This is a genomic window from Rhizobium sp. CCGE 510 (assembly GCF_000292525.1).
Classification (GTDB): Bacteria; Pseudomonadota; Alphaproteobacteria; order Rhizobiales; family Rhizobiaceae; genus Rhizobium.
In genome coordinates, this window is the sequence record NZ_AEYF01000003.1 from 133,574 (window position 1) to 150,598 (window position 17,025).

Consider the following 17,025-nt stretch of genomic DNA (forward strand, 5'->3'; position numbering starts at 1 on the left):
TGCGTCGGATAACAACTCTGCGCTGTGGTTAAGGAAGATCAATCTTCATCGCTACGATTGAACTTGACGAGCAGTTTTTCGGTGCGGGCATCCTCGACCTTGCGGATCAGTTTTTCGGATTCGGCATTGTCGCGCAGCGTCTTGGTGATGTTCACCGTGGTCTGCACCAGCATCAAGATGCCCATGGCGAGATAACCTTTGCCCCAGAGATCGAGCGGCATCATGTAAAGGCCGAGCGCCAGCATGAAGGCGGCCGAGCCGAAGGAGATGTAGGAGAAGCTGACCCAGCTGGAAGAGTGTTTCTGGAAACTGTCGTTCATGGTCTTAGTCCCTATCGTTGGATGGATTGAAAGGCTGGATGGAGGAAATTTCAAGCGGCAGGCGTGATGCGGCCCTTCAGGCGGGCAAGCACATCATCGGCAGACGAACGCAGCGGCGCGCCGCAGCCGGCATTGGCAAGCTTTTCAATGATGCCGGCCGGGCGGATGGCGCCTTCCATCTCCTTCAGGGCTGAGGCCGTCAGGTCATTCTGGCTCTGGCGCAGGCGCAGCCGCGCCAGGGTCTCCTCGGCCTCGTCGAGCGTCGCCAGGCCCGGACCGGCGACGACGACGTCGAGCTTCTGCGCCTCTTCAGTCGCGCGGGCCAGCCGCTCGCCACGCTGCAGCTCCTGCAGCCGCGCCTCGGCGGAGCGCACGATGGATTTCAGCTTGCCGATCGAGGTGGTGAACTGGGCCTGCGCCTCCACCGAGGCATCACGCTCGGCTTCGAGAAAGGCGATCGCCTCGGCCGCCTCGCGGGCCAGGCCCTCATTGCCCCGGGCGAGGCCTTCATCGCCCTTGGCGAGCGCCGCCGTGGCGCGGATCTCCAGATCGGCGATGCGGGAAAGGATCGTCTGATGCTGCGCCTTTTCCTGCTCGTTCTGGGCGATGGCGACGGCGACGCTGCGCCGGGCCGACTGGATCTGTTGGGCGGCATCGCGGATCTGCTGGGACAGCAGCGGCACGGCGTGGCGATCGGCAAACGCCTGTTCGGCATCATGCGCCCTGCCCCGCAAAAGAATGGAAATCAGTTTGAACATTTCTTGCCTCCGGTTTATGAACGTCGTTCACGAGTGCTGTTATGGCAGAATCATGAACGTCGTTCAAGATAAATTTTGAACGCCGTTCAAAAAATCGAAGTGGAATGGTGAATGGCCGGCAGACGAGAAGAAAAACGCGAGGATTTGAAGGCCCGGCTGATCGAGGCGGCGCGCGAGCGCATCGCCCGCGACGGGCTTGGTAATCTCAGAGCCCGCGATATCACCCAGGACGCCGGCTGCGCGCTCGGCGGCCTCTACACGGTGTTTGCAGACCTCGCCGAGCTGGTCATCCACGTCAACTCGGCGACGCTGAAGGCGCTGGAAGCCAGGCTGACCCTGCCCGAGACCAAAGACAAAAGCCCGACCGACCGCCTGCGCAACCTCGCCCAGGGCTACCTCGCCTTCGCCGTCGAGCACCGCAACCTCTGGAAAGCGCTGTTCGACCACTTCCCCCCCGACACCAGCCCGACGCCGCAATGGCACCTCGACGAACACCTCTTCCTGATGGACGTGATCGCCGAACCGCTGGCCGAACTGCAACCCGACATGCCCCCCGAAGACCGCGCGATCCGCGCCCGCACGCTGTTTGGGGCGGTGCATGGGGTGGTCAGCATCAGCCTCGAAGGCCGCTTCGTCGGCTTGCCGTTGGAACGGCTGGCGCGCGAGGTGGATGAGCTGGTGCAGACGATCGCGGCGGGGGCGGAGCGGCGGCGGTGAAGCGGGCGTGTGAGTGCGGAGGTTGGAGGTGGGTTGGGTTTGGCAGGAACATCACCCCACTCTCCGTCTTCCTCGGCCTTGAGCCGAGGACCCATGCCCGGTGCTGATGAAGCTCCGCCCCAAAAACTGCCCCTCACCCTAACCCTCTCCCCGTTTTGACGGGGCGAGGGGACGTGCCACACGCGACGTCGGAAGGGGCGGAGAGCTCGCGGCATATCCCCTTCGCCCCGCAAGCGGGGAGAAGGTGGCGGCAGCCGGATGAGGGGCTGCCCTCGCCCAATCGTCTGCGCCGGGATGTCGTGCCAGCAAGCCGCCAATGATTTTACCGAGCGGGACATTCTGCCCCCTCACCCAGGGCCATACCTCCAAAATATCCCGATCGGTAAATTCCCTGCCAATCCCCTCTCCCCACCCTCCGTCGTCCTCGGGCTTGACCCGAGGACCCACAGCCAAGCACTCTGCCCCCACCACGCCACCGCGAAAGGAAACCTCATGAGCCGCATCTTCATCACCGGTTCCACCGATGGCCTCGGGCTTGCCGCCGCCCGCACCCTCATGAGGCAAGGCCATGGCGTCGTGCTGCACGCCCGCTCCCGGGAGCGCGCCTCCGCCCTCGCCGAGATTTCGCCCACCGCGCTCGGCCTCGTCATCGGCGATCTCGCCAGCGCCGCCGAGACGCGCTCCATCGCCGAGCAGGTCAACGCCATCGGCCGCATGGACGCCGTCATCCACAATGCCGGCATCTACCTGGAAAGGAGCCGGGGCGAAACGCCTGATGGTCACGCCAAGACGCTGGCGGTCAACGTGCTCGCCCCCTATCTCCTCACCGCCTGGATCACCCGCCCCGACCGCCTGATCTATCTCAGCAGCGGCATGCACCGCAGCGGCGGCAGCACCCTTGACGATATCGACTGGAAGCGGCGGCCATGGAATGCCAGCCAGGCCTATTCGGAAAGCAAGCTCTACATCGCCACCCTCGCCGCCGCCATCGCCCGCCATTGGCCGGATGTTCTGAGCAACGCCGTCGACCCCGGCTGGGTGCCGACCAAGATGGGCGGCGCCGGGGCGCCTGACGATCTGGAGATGGGGCATCTTACGCAGACGTGGCTTGCGGCGAGCGATGCGGAAGCTGCGAAGGTCAGGGGTGGGTATTGGTATCATCGGCAGCGGCGGGAGGCGGCGGAGGAGGTTACGGATACTGGGTTTCAGGATGCACTGGTGGAGAAGCTTGCCGAGCTCACAGGTGCTCGTTTGTTCGCGGGGCGCGGGTAAGGGGCAAGATCACCGCGCCATCCGCGCCCCCACCCTCTTCGGCGCCGTCAGCATCAGCGGAGGCCACTTCGTGGGGTTGCCGCTGGAACGACTGGACCGGGGGTGGATAAGCTGGTGCTGACGATTGCGGCGGGCGGAGAGAGACGGTGATGGCGAGTCGGTTGGGCGGCAGCGTAGATGTTCAAACAAAGCCTATGGTTACCCAATTGTCTGCGCCTCATGTTGAGCTGCCAGAATCGCCGGAGGCCACTGGACCACAGGCGGACGCTTCGGTACGCCAAATGACCGCTGTGAATAAAGCGCGACATGCGACGGATCAATAAGCATACTCTCCGGCAGGTTGTCGAACAGCTGGTACTCGTGGATATAAAGCCAATAATTGATGCCGTGCTTGTTGAGCGCGGTGTAAAACAGCATCACCAACTCAAAATCAGAGAGTTGGGCTCTAAGTAGTTTTACATATGGCATTCTGTCCTCGATGCCTTTTGACTCATGAACGAAACGCAAGACGTTGTAGAGATAGCGGTAGTAATGGGCGAGATCCTGCTGCCGGTAGCTCCAAAACTTATCATAAGCTACCTGAAATCGCTCTTTTTCAGACAGACCAACAGCGTTCTCGTAATTTTCTTTGAAATTAGTAAAAAATTGGCTGAAGCAGTCGCGTCCCTTCCTTTCGCGAGATCGCCTGATGATTTCGCCGCCGTCAGAGGATACGCGCCTACTATAGTCGAGGTCGATTGAGTTCACGATAGTGTTATGCAGCGTCAACATCTGAAAGAAGGTTGATTCAAAATTCTGGCGGTCCGTGGCCTTGATCTGATTTTCTAAGGCATCTGCCGACCTTATAAGTTCATCGCGGGTCTCACGTAACTCAGCCTGCTGAAGCACAATCGTGACAAGCAGCCCCATAAAGGTGAGGAACGTCAGCAAAGGATTCAGCGTACCTCCGAAGAAATCTCCAAATTGCCCAGCCTCTCCTCCCATCAAAGCGACGACCACCGCCACCACGAAAACGATCACCGTCACTGTCATTGCGATAACGAACAGAACGTACAAGCTGTCGGTAGATCCCCTGTCGGCCGGTCTAATTATAGACTCGAAGAAGTTACGCACGCCTACCCCCTAATACAACGCTGTGGAACCCTATCGGGCGCAATCATTAATTGCAAATTGAGCACATGCAGACCCTTCCCACCTTAGGCCATAATTCCTTCGAGTCTCGCCTTCCGTTTTGACCAATCTGGCATCACACGGTCCAAAAGCGCGTAGAAAGCCGCCCCATGGTTCGGTTCGGAGATGTGGCACAACTCATGGGTTATTACATAATCGATCGCGTCGACTGGAGCTTGGATGAGACGCTTGTTGAGCATTAAGCGCTTCACTGGAGACATCGATCCCCAGCGCATCTCCAGTTGACGGATGATCAGACCGGTTGGCCGAAAGCTGTCCGGAACAGCAAAACGTTCGATCGAGGCTTCCAGCCTTTCCCGATACTTGACGTGCGCTCGCTGAAGATACCAAGCATCGACAAGGCCTCGCGTGAAATCGCGGTTGTTTGGTCTCGTGGATGAGACTTCAATGAATCCGCGCGTTAGGCTCACATGGTCTTTCAGGCCGCTCGAAATGCGGAGACGATACTGTCGCCCAAGGTAAAGATGCGTCTCGCCTGAGACGAATGTCTTCTCCGGCGCTCGGGGCAGGAACTGGCTGAAATATCGTTGTTGCTTCAGTATCCAAGCGGCGCGCCTGTGGACTTTTGCTTCGATCGCCTCAACCGTCGCGTCTATGGGTGCCGTGACTACCACAGACGCATCCGGCTCAACCGCGATCTCTAGCGTCTTACGCTCGCGTCGACGAACCGTGAATTCGAGCAAGCGAGTCCCATAAGTTACCGAATGAACGGAGGTCATCCTGGAAATCTCGCGCGAGCAAGGTCCATGATCCGCTGCTCCAAGTCGTCTAAGGCCTCGACTGGTAGATCGATCCCCTTCGTGTCGCGAAGCTCGTCGAAAAAGTAGTCGTCGATCGCATTCCGCATATTGTTTTGAGCAACTGCATTGCTCCAGACGCCAACGATGTGGTGTGCCATAAGGACGTCAATAATCTTGATGACGATGTGTGCCACCTCGTCATCATTGACCAACTCGCCATCTGGCTTCGCCAGCTTTCCTTTCAGAATGCCGTAGAAGGCCATACCATGGTCGTTACCCTTGATTGCCTCGGGAACATTCACCCCGCGATCCTTAGAAGTGAGCTTTGATGCCAGGTCGGCGACCGCCCTGAGGTATTCACGTTCGGAAAGTCGTTTGGCGCGGTAGTCGCTGATCGTCCGCTCGAGAAGTTCGGAGAAGGTTTGATAGAATGTCGGGTCCTGGTCCATGTTTTCGGTTATGGCACGACGGGTGGCGCTCGCAATGCGATCGGCCTTCGATGCTGGGGTGACACCGGAGTCCTCGATTGCCGCGTTCAACGCTTCCGGATCGTTGATATTGATGAGATCGATGACTGTTTCCGCCGGCAGGGCAACGACATGATCGTCAAGTAATCTACGAATCTTCGGCTCGAATTCCTTAACGTCGACGATCTCCTGGTAACGTATCTGGACAGCGCGCTTCAGTTCGGCGAACTGCTTCCAATCACGTTTGAACTGATCAATCTTCTTTTCATCGAAAACGTCGAGCAGCTTGTCGGACGACATCGATACATGCAGGCAACGGCTGAAGGCCTTTAGCCGTTCATAGAACTCATGTCGCAGGGCTTCGTCGGCGAGCAACTGCTCGAATTGCTCCATGTCCTTCTTGTTTTTGACCGGCTTGAAGAGGTCCCATAGTTGGTCATGCAACTGCGGCAGGCGCCTGATTTCCTCGCGCACGTCGTGAACTGCCTCGCCGAGGTCTGAACCCTCATATCCCTCGAAAGCGCTATAGGTCGTCAGCGCTGCGTCCAACTCACCGAGCAACCCCTCGTAGTCAATGATGACGCCGAACTCCTTTTCGCCGCCATCCTCGGTCTCGAACAGGCGATTGACGCGGGCGATCGCCTGCAGAAGGTTATGCTCTTTTAGCGGCTTGCAAATATAAAGCACAGTGTTCCGCGGTGCGTCGAACCCTGTCAACAGCTTCGACACGACGATCAGGATTTCCGGATCGCCAGTTCCCTTGAAGTCCTCGATAAGCTGGCGGTTATACTCGTCCTCAGTCTTATACCGCACCATCATCCTGTCCCAGAAGACACGAACGAGGTCCTTTGATTCTTGATCGACGTCCTCGTTGTCATCGTTGTCATCGGGGGGCGAAATGATGACGGCGCTCGAAACATGTCCGATCTCGTCCAGCACCGCCTTGAATCGGATGGCGGACGCCTTCGATGGGGCAACCAGTTGCGCCTTGAACCCGGTGCCTTGCCAGTACTGGCGATAGTGCTCGGAGATATCAAAGGCTTTAGCGCGGATCGACTGCGTGGTCTTACTCAGCGCGTCGAGCCTAGAGAACTTGCGTTTCAGGTCGGCCTTCTGTTGGTCCGTAAGGCCGGCACTGATCTTCTCAAACCACTTGTCGATGACGTCGCCACTCACCTGCTGCTCGACCATCCGGCCTTCATAGAGCAACGGCACGACTGCGCCATCGGCGACAGCTTCGTCGATTGCGTATTTGTGGATCAGCCCGCCGAAGGTGGAAAGTGTGTTCTTTTCCTTCTTCAGGAGTGGAGTGCCGGTGAAGCCGAGATAGCAGGCTTTGGGCAATAGGCGGCGCATCTTGATTGCGAATTGGCCATGCCCGCCGAACTTGCCGGTCTGGCTGCGATGGCTCTCATCAACCAGCACAAAAAGATTAACGTCCTCGTCTACATGGTCGCCGTTCCGGAGCGCTGTATCGAACTTGTTGATAATAGTCGTAATCAGGGGTGTCCTGTTGAGAATGAGCTGTAGCAGATCGGCACCGCTCGTCGCACGCCTCGGCTCCATATCGCAGGATTTGAACGTATCCTTTATCTGCTTGTCGAGATCGTCGCGATCGGTGACGATGATCAGCCGCGGACTTGAAATATCCGGGTCAAGGGCGAGGGCCCGGCCGAGCATCACCATAGTCAGCGATTTGCCCGAACCCTGCGTATGCCAGATCACGCCGCCCTTGCGTGCACCGGTGATGTCGTGCTGCTTGATCCGCTCCACAGCCTTTCGGATGCCGAAGAATTGCTGGTGCCGCGCGATCTTGCGCGCGCCGCGATCGAATACGGTGAAGCGGCGGACCAGATCGAGCAGCCGATCGGGCCGACAAAGCGCCATGATCATGCGATCCTGCGCCGTCACCACGCGCCCGCCTTCCTCACGCAGGGCAGTGAAATATTCGCGCGCACCGGCAAAGTCGCCAGCGAATATGGCTTGTTCCTCGGCGAAACCGAGTGGCCGGTTGACCGGAGCGTCGTCGTCGATCTCGCTAAAACTGATCAGCATGTCGTCGATCTGGTCGATCTCGCCCTTCAGTCGCTCAGAATCGATCGCGGCAAGCACGTCCTCCTCGGCCACTTCCTCGTCTCGCCAGGCATGCCAAAACTTCCGCGGTGTCCCGACGGTCGCATAGCGGGCGTCCAGCCTGTTCATCACCATCAGCAGCTGAGCAAAATGGAACAGCTGCGGAACCTTGTCTTCTTGCTGATAGCCAATCAACTGGCTGTCCGCCTTGGTCAAGCTTTCCGTGGGCCGCTTGTTCTCGATGACGACGAACGGAATACCGTTGACAAAGGCGACGATGTCGCAGCGCTTGGTTTCCGTCGAGCCGGTACGCTCCACGGTGAATTCCGCGGTCACATGAAAGACGTTGTTCGATGGGTTCTGCCAGTCAATAATCCGGAATGAGTAGCTCTTGGAATCGCCGTTGATCGTCTTGGTGATCGTGGTGCCAAGAACAAGCGTGTCATAAATTTCCTGATTGGTGGCTTTCAGGCCCTTGAGACGATCCGGCGTTGGTTTCAGCCGGCGCATGGCCTCGTGCGCATCTTCAAGGTCGAAGGCATACTCTTTGCCACGATATGTGTAACGGTTGATCCGCAGAAGCTGGTCGGCGAGGATATCATCGAGCACGACGCTGCGGAGCTTGCCGCCGCGCATAGCCAGGGCTTGCGCCTGAGATATCGGCTTGAAACCCATGGCCACGAGAAGCAAGAGTGCTGGCAGTTGGGACTGATGCTTTTCGGCGGCGTTGAATCCGTGACTGCTCATGCGGCCTCCAAAACGGCAGCAACACCCGCAGCTTTCTTGTCGCCCCTCTTCTTTTTCTCGCCAGCGTCTTCCGGCTTTTCGATCCAGGCAAAAGCATATTTGAAGCCGGCGACCTGCAGATCGCGAGCCGCCTGACGAAATGTCAGCAGGCTGAAGAAGGGAAGCTTTGCGATCTTACCTGTCGAGATGACAGCATAAACGACAGTAAAATCCGATGCATGAAACGCCTCCGTCGCAGCCGGCATGGCATTCAGGAAACCGGATTGACCTGTTTCAGTCTCTACGTCCGTAATCTTGTCTCTCACCTTGTCCCTTGCGGCTGCATCCAGAATCAGGACGCGCCCCGACACTGTTCCTTGATTAAAAAGGTGGCTCAACCGAGAGGATGACGTCTTGTCCTTCACGTGGATAAGCTCTTTTGACTTCGTGAGAAAATCACACGCTTCCAGCGTCGTATTCCATCCAGATGGGACGATGAGTTTGCGATCGAGGCAGAGAAGGTCTGGATTAGAATCCTTCTGACGCTCGTTGTATTTCTCCTCATTCTCGCCGGCTTCCGCAGGCGGGAGTGCGACGCGGGGGGTCTTGTCAAAGAACTCGACAACGTCCTTGGCTAGGCTCTTGTCGATCTGGTACCAGCGGCCACCCGATAAGACGAAGATGTGGCCATCATGCTCAACCTCCGTGGCCAAACACTCCAGTAGAGGCCACTTTCCTCCACAGTCACGGCCCTCCTCGTCCACTTCGTGTATGGAATGTGAGTCAAGGTCACCGTCAGCAAACGCAGACTTGCCCCTTTCCATCAGCGCTTCGAAATAACCAGTGATATCCAAGTCCGCGAACCGAAGCTGACTGCGGAAACCCTTATACTGTATTTGATTTCCCTTCTCGGGATCGTAGATAACCGGGTAGGCCAGATGTAACCCATCCGGGTTCTTGGCTTTGAGGGAGACGTCGACCTTGATTACAAGAAGCGCTCTAAGTGCCTTAAGCGTCTTATCCTCGCGCACATGTTTAATCTGGTCGATCCAGCCGAAGGAGGTCCGATAATCAATCTTTTGGTACATCTGATAGGCGTCTGCGCAGGCCGTCGTCAGTTCCGCGATATTCAGTTTGCGGTCCATCGTAAGGCCGTCCGACCCTGCAACCCGCGTTGCGAAGTTAGCGTTCTTTGGCTTGCCAGCCAAACCGCGAACAATATCGCGCTCAACGTCAATCGCGAAAGCTGTTTGGTCGGAGCCTCGGCTGGTCTGGCTACGACGGGAGAGTGTGTTTTCATCCGGAGTTCGAACGTCCGCACTCTTCAGAAGTTTCGGATCAACCGAATTCAGAACCACACGGAGACCGAAATCCTGTTCGAATTTCGCGGGATCAAGTTTGATGTGGCCCATGCCGAATGAAACCGCGAACCATCGGCCAGCCGTTTTGAGGAAAACGACTCCCATCGCCGAAAGGTTCTTCAGCTTGGCAAGCTCCTCCGGCGACAGTTCCAGAAACTTCGACCATTTTGGCTCGCCGCCGCCAACTGTATCCAGAACGATCTTTGAACCTTCAATCTTTGGCCAATCAGTGATCACCACACCGGCTCGGACAGCATCCGCAGGTTCGACCTGCTCGCGCAGTAGTCGGATAGATAGTTTCTGGATACGTTCAGACATTTCCATCTCCCTAGTCGGCCGCCTTCACGCGCCATTCTCCTGTTAAAAGCTTCTGCATCAGCCCCCGCTTCTGGCGTCGAAACAGATCAACTTCTTTCGCTATTGCATCGAGTTCGGTGCGCGTCGTTCGCAACACCTCTACGATGGCCTTCTGCTCGACCAGAGAAGGAACGGGGAACGGCAGTTTCGAGAACTCGCTCCAACGTAGGCTGCCGCGCCTGTCTACTGACGCGCTAGTGCTGACCTCAAAAATATGCCGGTAGACTCCCGTCTTGAGCACGGCGAAAGCATATTCAACATCCACCCTTTCAGGCGCGAACCGGAATACGGTGTAGATAGGGCTAACGACGCCAACATCCGTCAGGTTCTGGAGGCCGATAGAACCTTCTTCGATATGGTTGCTGGGGAAGCCAAAATCGCCACGCCATATCTTTTTATAGCCGGACAAATCGGCACTGAAGACCTGCTTTTTGAAGTATTCAAGCGAACGAACAAAGCCCTCATATTTTGAGCAGGAGAGAACTTCAAACTGCCCCCCGTCCGCGTTCCGTTCTGATATCTCGTTTGCCAACTTGCCTAGCGGCTCGCAGTCCCAAGATGCGGGAAGCGTGAACCAGCGGTGCGATGTCTCCGCATCCGTAATGCAGAAGTGGCTAAACTGCCGCTTTCCGAAGACCAGTAAGTTGGTCAAAGCGCGATGATGACGCGCCTTCGCCGACCGCAGCCGCTCCAGCGTCTCGATGGACTCATCCCATGTCCGGAAGATTTCAGCGATCTTGCGCTGCTCGCAGAGAGGCGGTAGCAAGATCGGCAACTTTTCGAGGGCTTGCTTCGTCAGCTTGAAGCGACCAGCACCTTGACGGGTAAGTGAGTGCGATATGTCTTTGTGCCGAAAGAAATGGAAAAACCAATCAACGGTGCATGCCACTCCATCCGCCACGAGGTGGGCGTGATTATTGACGTTGAACCGGTCTGATACCCTTATCGTTTGACTTTTCCGGCCTACATCGAGGAAGTGATCGCCATCTTCGCCAATCAAAGCGAAATCTCCCTCGGCTCTGAACTCGTCCAAGTAATCAAGAATGCCTGTAGGTCCGTAATATGGATACGTTCCTTGCATCGTTGCCCGCGCCTCTTGGGATAAAGGCAGCCGCAGTTCATTTCTAATCGTACAGGCATTGCCTACCGTCGAGAGCTTCCAGCCAGGCGGTACACGACTAATCCCCAAGCGGTCTAGCTCTCGTTTAGTGTTCTTTGACCTCACGTCCGTTTGGGAAGCGACAACTCCATCAAGCATCGACGCCGAGCTCCCGCAGATATCCCGCCATCTTCGCTCGAACCTCGGCCAGCTCGCCCTCGATCCGCGCGATGTCCTTCTGCAGCGCCGCGACATCAACTTCCTCCTCGGCCTCGAATGTGTCGACGTAGCGCGGGATGTTGAGATTAAAGTCGTTCTCGGCAATCTCTTCGACGCTCGCCTTATGGGAGAATTTGAAGACTTCCGCACGGTTGCGATAGGTATTCAGCACCTTGGCAATGTGGCTTTCGTCCATGACGTTCTGTGTCTTGCTGGACGTAAATCCCCTGCTCGCGTCGATAAAGAGCACATCCTTGCGCGCTTCGTTCTCGCCGCCCTGTTCGCGAGAGCGATCAAAGACGAGGATCGCCACGGGAATGCCGGTACTGGTGAACAGGTTGGCGGGCAGGCCAACGACGGCGTCCAGCAAGTTCTCCTCGATCAGCGTCTTGCGGATCGCGCCCTCCGAACCGCCGCGGAAAAGAACGCCGTGCGGGACGATGACGGCCACTCGCCCGCGCTGCCGCTTGGCAATCTCGATCATATGGGTGATAAAAGCATAGTCACCCTTCGACTTCGGTGGGGTGCCGCGCCAGAAGCGCTTGTACTGGTCAGACCCGGCATGTTCTGCGCCCCATTTGTCGAGCGAGAAGGGCGGATTCGCGACGACGATGTCGAAGCGCATCAGATGGTCGCCCTCGATCAGCGTCGGGCTGTTGAGCGTATCGCACCACTCGATCCGCGCAGCGTCCTTCGAATGCAGGAACATGTTCATTCGCGCCAGTGCCCAGGTCGCCCCGTTCGATTCCTGACCGAAGAGTGCATAGTTGTCGGAGCCGACTTCTTGGGCCGCCTGGATGAGCAATGAACCAGAACCGCAGGCCGGATCGCAGATTGTGTCTCCCGGCTTCGGCGCAGCGAGTTTGGCAAGCAGCCCTGATACGGGTGTCGGCGTATAAAACTCTCCGGCCCTCTTGCCTGCGTCCGAGGCGAAGCGGGAAATCAGATAAATGTAGCACTCGCCGATGATATCTTCCGTCACTCGCGACGGACGCAGGTCCATGGCAGGTTTGGCGAAATCTTCGAGCAGGTGCTTGAGACGACGGTTTCGATCCTTCACCTTGCCGAGATTGGCTTCGGAATTGAAATCGATGTTGCGAAACACGCCCTCAAGCTTGGTGCGGTTCTTGTCCTCGATCGCCTCGAGTGCGACGTTGATCAATTCGCCGATATTCGCTTCGTTTCGCCTCTCGTACAGATTATAAAAGCTCGCATCTTCCGGCAGAATGAAGCGCTCCCGCTCCAGCCGTCGACGAATGCGGTCCTCGTCGCCACCGAACTGTTTCCTGTAGGTTTCGACATGGTCATTCCACAGGTCTGAGATATACTTTAGGAATAACATCACGAGGATGTAGTCCTTGTATTGGCCGGCATCGACGACGCCGCGGAACGTGTCGCACGCCGCCCACGCCGTCTGATTGACCTGTTGCTGAGTTATCTGGTCCGCCATGTCATTTCCTTCCCGCTTTGCCGTTATCGGGCACATTCTTGATTTGTGATTGTAAACAATAGGCAATCAGCTGACGGCGCATTTCCATGAGCTCCATAGTGAGCTCCGCCTCCCGGCGCGAGAGCGCATCGATCTTCGCCACCTTCTTCTGGGTCGCGACATCCGGGATTTCTAATACGAGCGACTCGATGCTCGCCTTGGGGATCATCCGGATCGTCGCCCCGCGGGCATCACTATCGAAATGCCGCTGCGCTTCGGGCCGGTTAATCGCCCATGCCAGGTATTCCGGCACAACCCCCGCTTTGGGACGCAGGATGAGGATCGGCAAAACTGCGACAGCCGGCTCGACGAACCGATCATCGAGATACGCGGCGGCATTGCGTTCACCTCTCGACCGGAAGACAACGTCGCCGGCACCGGCAAGATATCGCTCCATCGCCCCCCCGAATGTCGACTTCATGAGCAAAGCGGGGTTTACCGTCGCTGAGTCCGTTACGTCCCGCATCTGAATCGTGAGCACGCCTCCAGCATCCTCCTCAAGCCGCTCTCTAGCCGTGAAACCCGAAAGTACGTTGCAAACATCAGCAAGGCGGTAGGGCATAAAAATTCCTCTGTATCCGCATTACAGCAAGAAATACGGAAGGTTCAACCTCCTGTCAAGGCTCAATTTCTCTGTATGAGAGATACTGCAATTGTGGCGATGATTGCTTTGGCCGCCGCCCCGCGTTTGAAGACGTGCGCTAAACACTTCTGAGGATGAGTGGATATGGCGATCTTCTGTAAGACACCAAGATAGTGCTACGGCAGCCCTGCACGACAGGGTGGATCTTGATTTCCACCTGAGCAAGAAACGCTGAAAACTTACGCGTGCTCAGCAAGAAAAATGGCTGGGGCGCCTGGATTCGAACCAGGGATGACGGTACCAAAAACCGTTGCCTTACCGCTTGGCGACGCCCCACCAGAGCTTGAGCGGAAACCGCCTGCTCAAATCGACGCCTGATTAGCAAAGCTCTTCGTCCGTCACAATGACTAAGTTGCGCCTCAAGCAGATTTATGCGCGCGCGGGGCGGTGGGCCGTGCTAGGAATTGGCGGTGTCATCGGCCTCGAGATCATTGCCTTCATGGACAGTCCCGCATTCGACCTTGCTTTCGAGCCGGCCTATGGGCGGGCCGTGCCGGTGGCGCCAGGGGTCGAGCGGGTTACAGTGAACAATCCCGGGCCATTCACCTTTTACGGCACCAACAGCTATATCGTCGGCGGCTCCTCGGTCGCGGTCATCGATCCCGGGCCGGAGGACGAGGCGCATTTTGCGGCGCTGATGGCGGCGCTTGCCGGCCGTGAGGTGACGCATATCTTCGTCAGCCACACGCATCGCGACCACTCGCCGCTGGCCCGCCGGCTGCGGGCGGCAACCGGGGCGGTGACGGTCGGCCAGGGGCCGCACCGGCCGGCAAGGCCATTGCGCGCCGGCGAGATCAATCCGTTTGCCGAAAGTTCGGATATGGCCTTCGTGCCGGATATCGCCATCGGCAACGGCAAGAGGATCGCGGGTGATGGCTGGGTGCTTTCAGGCGTGCCGACGCCGGGGCACACGGCCAATCATGCCGCCTTTGCGCTCGATGGCCGCGATGTGCTATTCACAGGCGATCATGTCATGGCCTGGTCGACCTCGATCGTCGCACCGCCGGACGGTTCGATGGCCGATTACATGGCCTCGCTCGACCGGCTGATCGCCCGCGAAGACGGGCTGCTGCTGCCCGGCCATGGCGGCCCGGTCACAGAGCCGGCCACATTCCTGCGAGCGCTGAAGGCGCACCGGCTGGGGCGCGAGCAGGCGATCCTGGCGCGTATTTCGGCGGGCGACCGTGGCATCCCCGAGATGGTGAAGGCGATCTACAGCGATACCGATCCGAAGCTGCATGGAGCGGCGGCGCTTTCCGTGCTCGCCCACATCGAGCATCTCATCGAGCGCGGCGAGATCGCCGCCGATGGGCCGCCGTCGCTTGCCGCCCACTACCAGCCGGCACCAGGGAGATGAGCCAGGACATGAGCGCCGCTTACAGCTATCGCGATGATGCCGATGTGCCCGATTTTGCCGATGACCAACCGCTGATCGTCTTCGATGGCGAATGCGTCTTCTGCTCCGGCTGGGTGAAATTCGCGCTGAAACACGACAGGCAGCGGCGCTACCGTTTCGTGGCCGCCCAGACGCCGCTCGGCGCCGCGCTCTACCGGCATTATCGGCTGGATGGGCGCGACTATGAGACCAATATCTTCATCGAGAACGGCCGCGCCTTCTTCAAGTCTGACGGCTCGATCCGCATGGTGGCCGGCCTCGGTTTTCCCTATTCGCTGGCCAGGCTGTTCCGGCTGCTGCCGCGGCGCCTTGCCGATAGGCTCTATGAATTCATCGCCCGCAACCGGCTCAGGATCGCCGGCCGGCAGAGCTGCATGGTGCCGACGGCGGAGCAGCGGAGCCGCTTCATCGCATGAGCGGCGACGGGCTTTCGTTGCTGATCATCGGCGGCTACGGCACTTTTGGCGGTCGACTGGCCCGGCTGCTTGGCGATGAACCGCGGCTGAGGCTGTTGATCGCCGGGCGTTCGCTTGCGAAGGCCGACGATTTCGTTGCGGATCTCCGGACGCCGAAAGACGGAGCTGAGGGGCTGGGAAGCAGCGCTCTCGGGGCGAGGCTGCAGGCGGTGGCCTTCGATCGCGACGGTGACCTCACCGAACAGCTGACGCGGCTGCAGCCGGATCTGGTCGTCGATGCCTCCGGGCCGTTTCAGAGCTTCGGCGAAGACCCTTATAAGGTCGTGCGGGCCTGCATCGGGCTTAGCATCGATTATGCCGATCTGGCCGACAGCACCGGCTTCGTCGCCTCTATCGGCGGGCTCGATGCCGAGGCCAAGGCGGAAGGCATTTTTGCGCTTTCCGGGCTCAGCAGCCTCCCGGCGCTTTCCTTCGCCGCCCTCGATGTCATGGCGCCGCAGTTCGCGCGGATCGACAGCGTCGCGGCCGGCATTGCCCCCTCCTCGCATGTGAAGATCGGCCGCAATGTCGTCGGCGCCATCGCAAGCTATGCCGGCAAGAAGGTGCCGCGGCTGCGCGATGGGAAGCCCTCAAGCGGGCGCGGGCTGATCGAGGCGATGCGGGTGATTGTGGCGCCGCCCGGCGCCGTGCCGCTGCGCAGCCACACATTCCTGCTGGTGGATGCGCCGGATCTGGCGCTGCTGCCAGTGCGTTTTGCCGGCCTGCAATCCACCTTCACCGGCGTGGCCACCGAGCCGCAGCCGCTGCAGCGCCTGCTCAGCCTTGCCGCCCGTCTCGTGCACCTCGGCCTGCTGCCCTCGCTGACGCCGTTTGCGCGGCTCATGCAGCGCGCCAGCCACGCTTTTGCAACAGGCGAACATCGCGGCGGCATGTTCGTATACGCCAGCGGTATCGATGGCGCGGGCAAGCGGCTGACGGCGGGCTGGCATCTGATTGCCGAGGGTGATGACGGGCCGTTCATTCCGGTCATCTCAGTCGCGGTGCTGGTGCGCCGGCTGCTTGCCGGCCAGCGGCCGGCGCCCGGCGCCCGGCCGGCGGCCGGCGAATTGCGGCTCGATGATTTCGAAGCGGCCTTCCGGCGGTTCTCGATCACCACCGGCATCCGCACCGAATGCGAGGCGGATCGCCAGCCGCTCTACCGTGAGATTCTCGGCAGCGCCTTCGAGCGTCTGCCGCCGGCCGTTGCCGTCATCCACGCCGGCGGCGCGCGCACCGCCTCCGGCCAGGCGCGGATCGAGCGCGGCGGCGGCTGGCTGGCGCGGCTGGTGGCGCGGCTGATCGGCTTTCCCGCAGCGGGTGAGGATGTGCCGGTGACGGTGCGTTTCGTTGCCGAGGGCGACAGGGAGATCTGGACGCGGACGTTCGGCGACAACAGCTTCCGCAGCATCCAGCTCGAGGGCAAGGGGCGCGACCGGCATTTGCTCGCCGAAGTGTTTGGGCCGTTCCGGGTGCTGGTGGCACTGGTGCCGGAGGGGAATAAGTTACGGCTGGTGGTGCGGGGCTGGCGGTTTTGCGGGATGCCGCTGCCGCTGTTCCTGGCGCCCGGCGGGGAGACGTATGAGGAAGAGCGGGATGGGCGGTTCCACTTTCACGTGGAGATCGGCGGGCCGCTGACCGGGCTGGTGGTAAGATATACGGGGTGGTTGGTGGTGGAGTGAGGGTGGTGCCGGCGGCCTTCACTGTCGCCCGGTGTGCCGATTGAACGACCGGGTTGATAGTCG

Annotated in this window: 14 protein-coding genes and 1 tRNA gene; 5 read left to right on the plus strand and 10 right to left on the minus strand. The window is 59.1% G+C overall.

Annotated features, from left to right (window positions below):
• Positions 1 to 38: 38 nt before the first annotated feature.
• A complete protein-coding gene (locus tag RCCGE510_RS03405) occupies positions 39 to 320 on the minus strand; it encodes a YiaA/YiaB family inner membrane protein (RefSeq protein WP_003588051.1) in 282 nt (93 codons plus the stop codon).
• Positions 321 to 370: 50 nt separating this feature from the next.
• Positions 371 to 1,078 carry a PspA/IM30 family protein gene (locus tag RCCGE510_RS03410; RefSeq protein WP_007627161.1) on the minus strand — a complete coding sequence of 236 codons (708 nt, stop codon included), beginning with the start codon at positions 1,076 to 1,078 and terminating at the stop codon, positions 371 to 373.
• A gap of 111 nt (positions 1,079 to 1,189) precedes the next feature.
• Here RCCGE510_RS03410 and RCCGE510_RS03415 point away from each other — a divergent pair, with 111 nt between their 5' ends.
• Positions 1,190 to 1,795 carry a TetR/AcrR family transcriptional regulator gene (locus tag RCCGE510_RS03415; protein WP_007627163.1) on the plus strand — a complete coding sequence of 202 codons (606 nt, stop codon included), beginning with the start codon at positions 1,190 to 1,192 and terminating at the stop codon, positions 1,793 to 1,795.
• Positions 1,796 to 2,287: 492 nt separating this feature from the next.
• Positions 2,288 to 3,067 (plus strand): SDR family NAD(P)-dependent oxidoreductase, encoded by a 780-nt coding sequence (locus tag RCCGE510_RS03420; protein WP_007627166.1) that lies wholly within the window; start codon positions 2,288 to 2,290, stop codon positions 3,065 to 3,067.
• A gap of 198 nt (positions 3,068 to 3,265) precedes the next feature.
• On the opposite strand, the gene RCCGE510_RS03425 is transcribed toward RCCGE510_RS03420, so the two are convergent.
• The 8 genes from RCCGE510_RS03425 to RCCGE510_RS03460 all read right to left on the minus strand — a co-directional run bounded on the left by RCCGE510_RS03425 (position 3,266) and on the right by RCCGE510_RS03460 (position 13,708).
• Positions 3,266 to 4,180: a putative phage abortive infection protein gene (locus tag RCCGE510_RS03425; RefSeq protein WP_007627168.1), complete on the minus strand. Its 915-nt coding sequence runs from the start codon at positions 4,178 to 4,180 to the stop codon at positions 3,266 to 3,268.
• 83 nt (positions 4,181 to 4,263) lie between these two features.
• Positions 4,264 to 4,941, minus strand: a complete 678-nt coding sequence (locus tag RCCGE510_RS03430) for a SprT family zinc-dependent metalloprotease (RefSeq protein WP_240539618.1) — start codon at positions 4,939 to 4,941, stop codon at positions 4,264 to 4,266.
• A gap of 32 nt (positions 4,942 to 4,973) precedes the next feature.
• On the minus strand, positions 4,974 to 8,285 hold the full coding sequence (locus tag RCCGE510_RS03435) for an HsdR family type I site-specific deoxyribonuclease (RefSeq protein WP_007627173.1): 3,312 nt from the start codon (positions 8,283 to 8,285) through the stop codon (positions 4,974 to 4,976).
• Positions 8,282 to 9,943 (minus strand): DUF6119 family protein, encoded by a 1,662-nt coding sequence (locus tag RCCGE510_RS03440; RefSeq protein ID WP_007627174.1) that lies wholly within the window; start codon positions 9,941 to 9,943, stop codon positions 8,282 to 8,284. Before RCCGE510_RS03440 ends, RCCGE510_RS03435 begins: the two co-directional genes overlap by 4 nt.
• 10 nt (positions 9,944 to 9,953) lie before the next feature.
• Complete coding sequence (locus tag RCCGE510_RS32860) at positions 9,954 to 11,336, minus strand: restriction endonuclease subunit S (RefSeq protein WP_081525669.1); 1,383 nt, start codon at positions 11,334 to 11,336, stop codon at positions 9,954 to 9,956.
• Positions 11,233 to 12,750, minus strand: a complete 1,518-nt coding sequence (locus RCCGE510_RS03450; protein WP_007627176.1) for a type I restriction-modification system subunit M — start codon at positions 12,748 to 12,750, stop codon at positions 11,233 to 11,235. Before RCCGE510_RS03450 ends, RCCGE510_RS32860 begins: the two co-directional genes overlap by 104 nt.
• A 1-nt stretch (position 12,751) precedes the next feature.
• Positions 12,752 to 13,351 carry a restriction endonuclease subunit S gene (locus RCCGE510_RS03455; RefSeq protein WP_007627177.1) on the minus strand — a complete coding sequence of 200 codons (600 nt, stop codon included), beginning with the start codon at positions 13,349 to 13,351 and terminating at the stop codon, positions 12,752 to 12,754.
• A gap of 283 nt (positions 13,352 to 13,634) precedes the next feature.
• Positions 13,635 to 13,708 (minus strand) — tRNA-Gln (locus tag RCCGE510_RS03460).
• Between the two features lie 163 nt (positions 13,709 to 13,871).
• Here RCCGE510_RS03460 and RCCGE510_RS03465 point away from each other — a divergent pair.
• The 3 genes from RCCGE510_RS03465 to RCCGE510_RS03475 are packed head-to-tail and all read left to right on the plus strand — an operon-like array spanning position 13,872 to position 16,962.
• Positions 13,872 to 14,789 carry an MBL fold metallo-hydrolase gene (locus RCCGE510_RS03465; protein WP_007627178.1) on the plus strand — a complete coding sequence of 306 codons (918 nt, stop codon included), beginning with the start codon at positions 13,872 to 13,874 and terminating at the stop codon, positions 14,787 to 14,789.
• A gap of 8 nt (positions 14,790 to 14,797) precedes the next feature.
• Complete coding sequence (locus RCCGE510_RS03470; RefSeq protein WP_007627179.1) at positions 14,798 to 15,244, plus strand: DCC1-like thiol-disulfide oxidoreductase family protein; 447 nt, start codon at positions 14,798 to 14,800, stop codon at positions 15,242 to 15,244.
• Entirely contained in the window at positions 15,241 to 16,962 is a 1,722-nt protein-coding gene (locus RCCGE510_RS03475; protein WP_007627181.1) for a DUF4166 domain-containing protein, read from the plus strand. Before RCCGE510_RS03470 ends, RCCGE510_RS03475 begins: the two co-directional genes overlap by 4 nt.
• The last annotated feature ends 63 nt before the right edge of the window (positions 16,963 to 17,025 follow it).

Bases quoted from the DNA above. Each gene is read 5' to 3' on its own strand.
- RCCGE510_RS03405 (WP_003588051.1), bottom strand. From the start codon at position 320: ATGAACGACAGTTTCCAGAAACACTCTTCCAGCTGGGTCAGCTTCTCC.
- RCCGE510_RS03410 (WP_007627161.1), bottom strand. From the start codon at position 1,078: ATGTTCAAACTGATTTCCATTCTTTTGCGGGGCAGGGCGCATGATGCC.
- RCCGE510_RS03415 (WP_007627163.1), top strand. From the start codon at position 1,190: ATGGCCGGCAGACGAGAAGAAAAACGCGAGGATTTGAAGGCCCGGCTG.
- RCCGE510_RS03420 (WP_007627166.1), top strand. From the start codon at position 2,288: ATGAGCCGCATCTTCATCACCGGTTCCACCGATGGCCTCGGGCTTGCC.
- RCCGE510_RS03435 (WP_007627173.1), bottom strand. From the start codon at position 8,285: ATGAGCAGTCACGGATTCAACGCCGCCGAAAAGCATCAGTCCCAACTG.
- RCCGE510_RS03440 (WP_007627174.1), bottom strand. From the start codon at position 9,943: ATGTCTGAACGTATCCAGAAACTATCTATCCGACTACTGCGCGAGCAG.
- RCCGE510_RS32860 (WP_081525669.1), bottom strand. From the start codon at position 11,336: ATGTCGCGGCGCTGCAGAAGGACATCGCGCGGATCGAGGGCGAGCTGG.
- RCCGE510_RS03450 (WP_007627176.1), bottom strand. From the start codon at position 12,750: ATGGCGGACCAGATAACTCAGCAACAGGTCAATCAGACGGCGTGGGCG.
- RCCGE510_RS03455 (WP_007627177.1), bottom strand. From the start codon at position 13,351: ATGCCCTACCGCCTTGCTGATGTTTGCAACGTACTTTCGGGTTTCACG.
- RCCGE510_RS03465 (WP_007627178.1), top strand. From the start codon at position 13,872: ATGGACAGTCCCGCATTCGACCTTGCTTTCGAGCCGGCCTATGGGCGG.
- RCCGE510_RS03470 (WP_007627179.1), top strand. From the start codon at position 14,798: ATGAGCGCCGCTTACAGCTATCGCGATGATGCCGATGTGCCCGATTTT.
- RCCGE510_RS03475 (WP_007627181.1), top strand. From the start codon at position 15,241: ATGAGCGGCGACGGGCTTTCGTTGCTGATCATCGGCGGCTACGGCACT.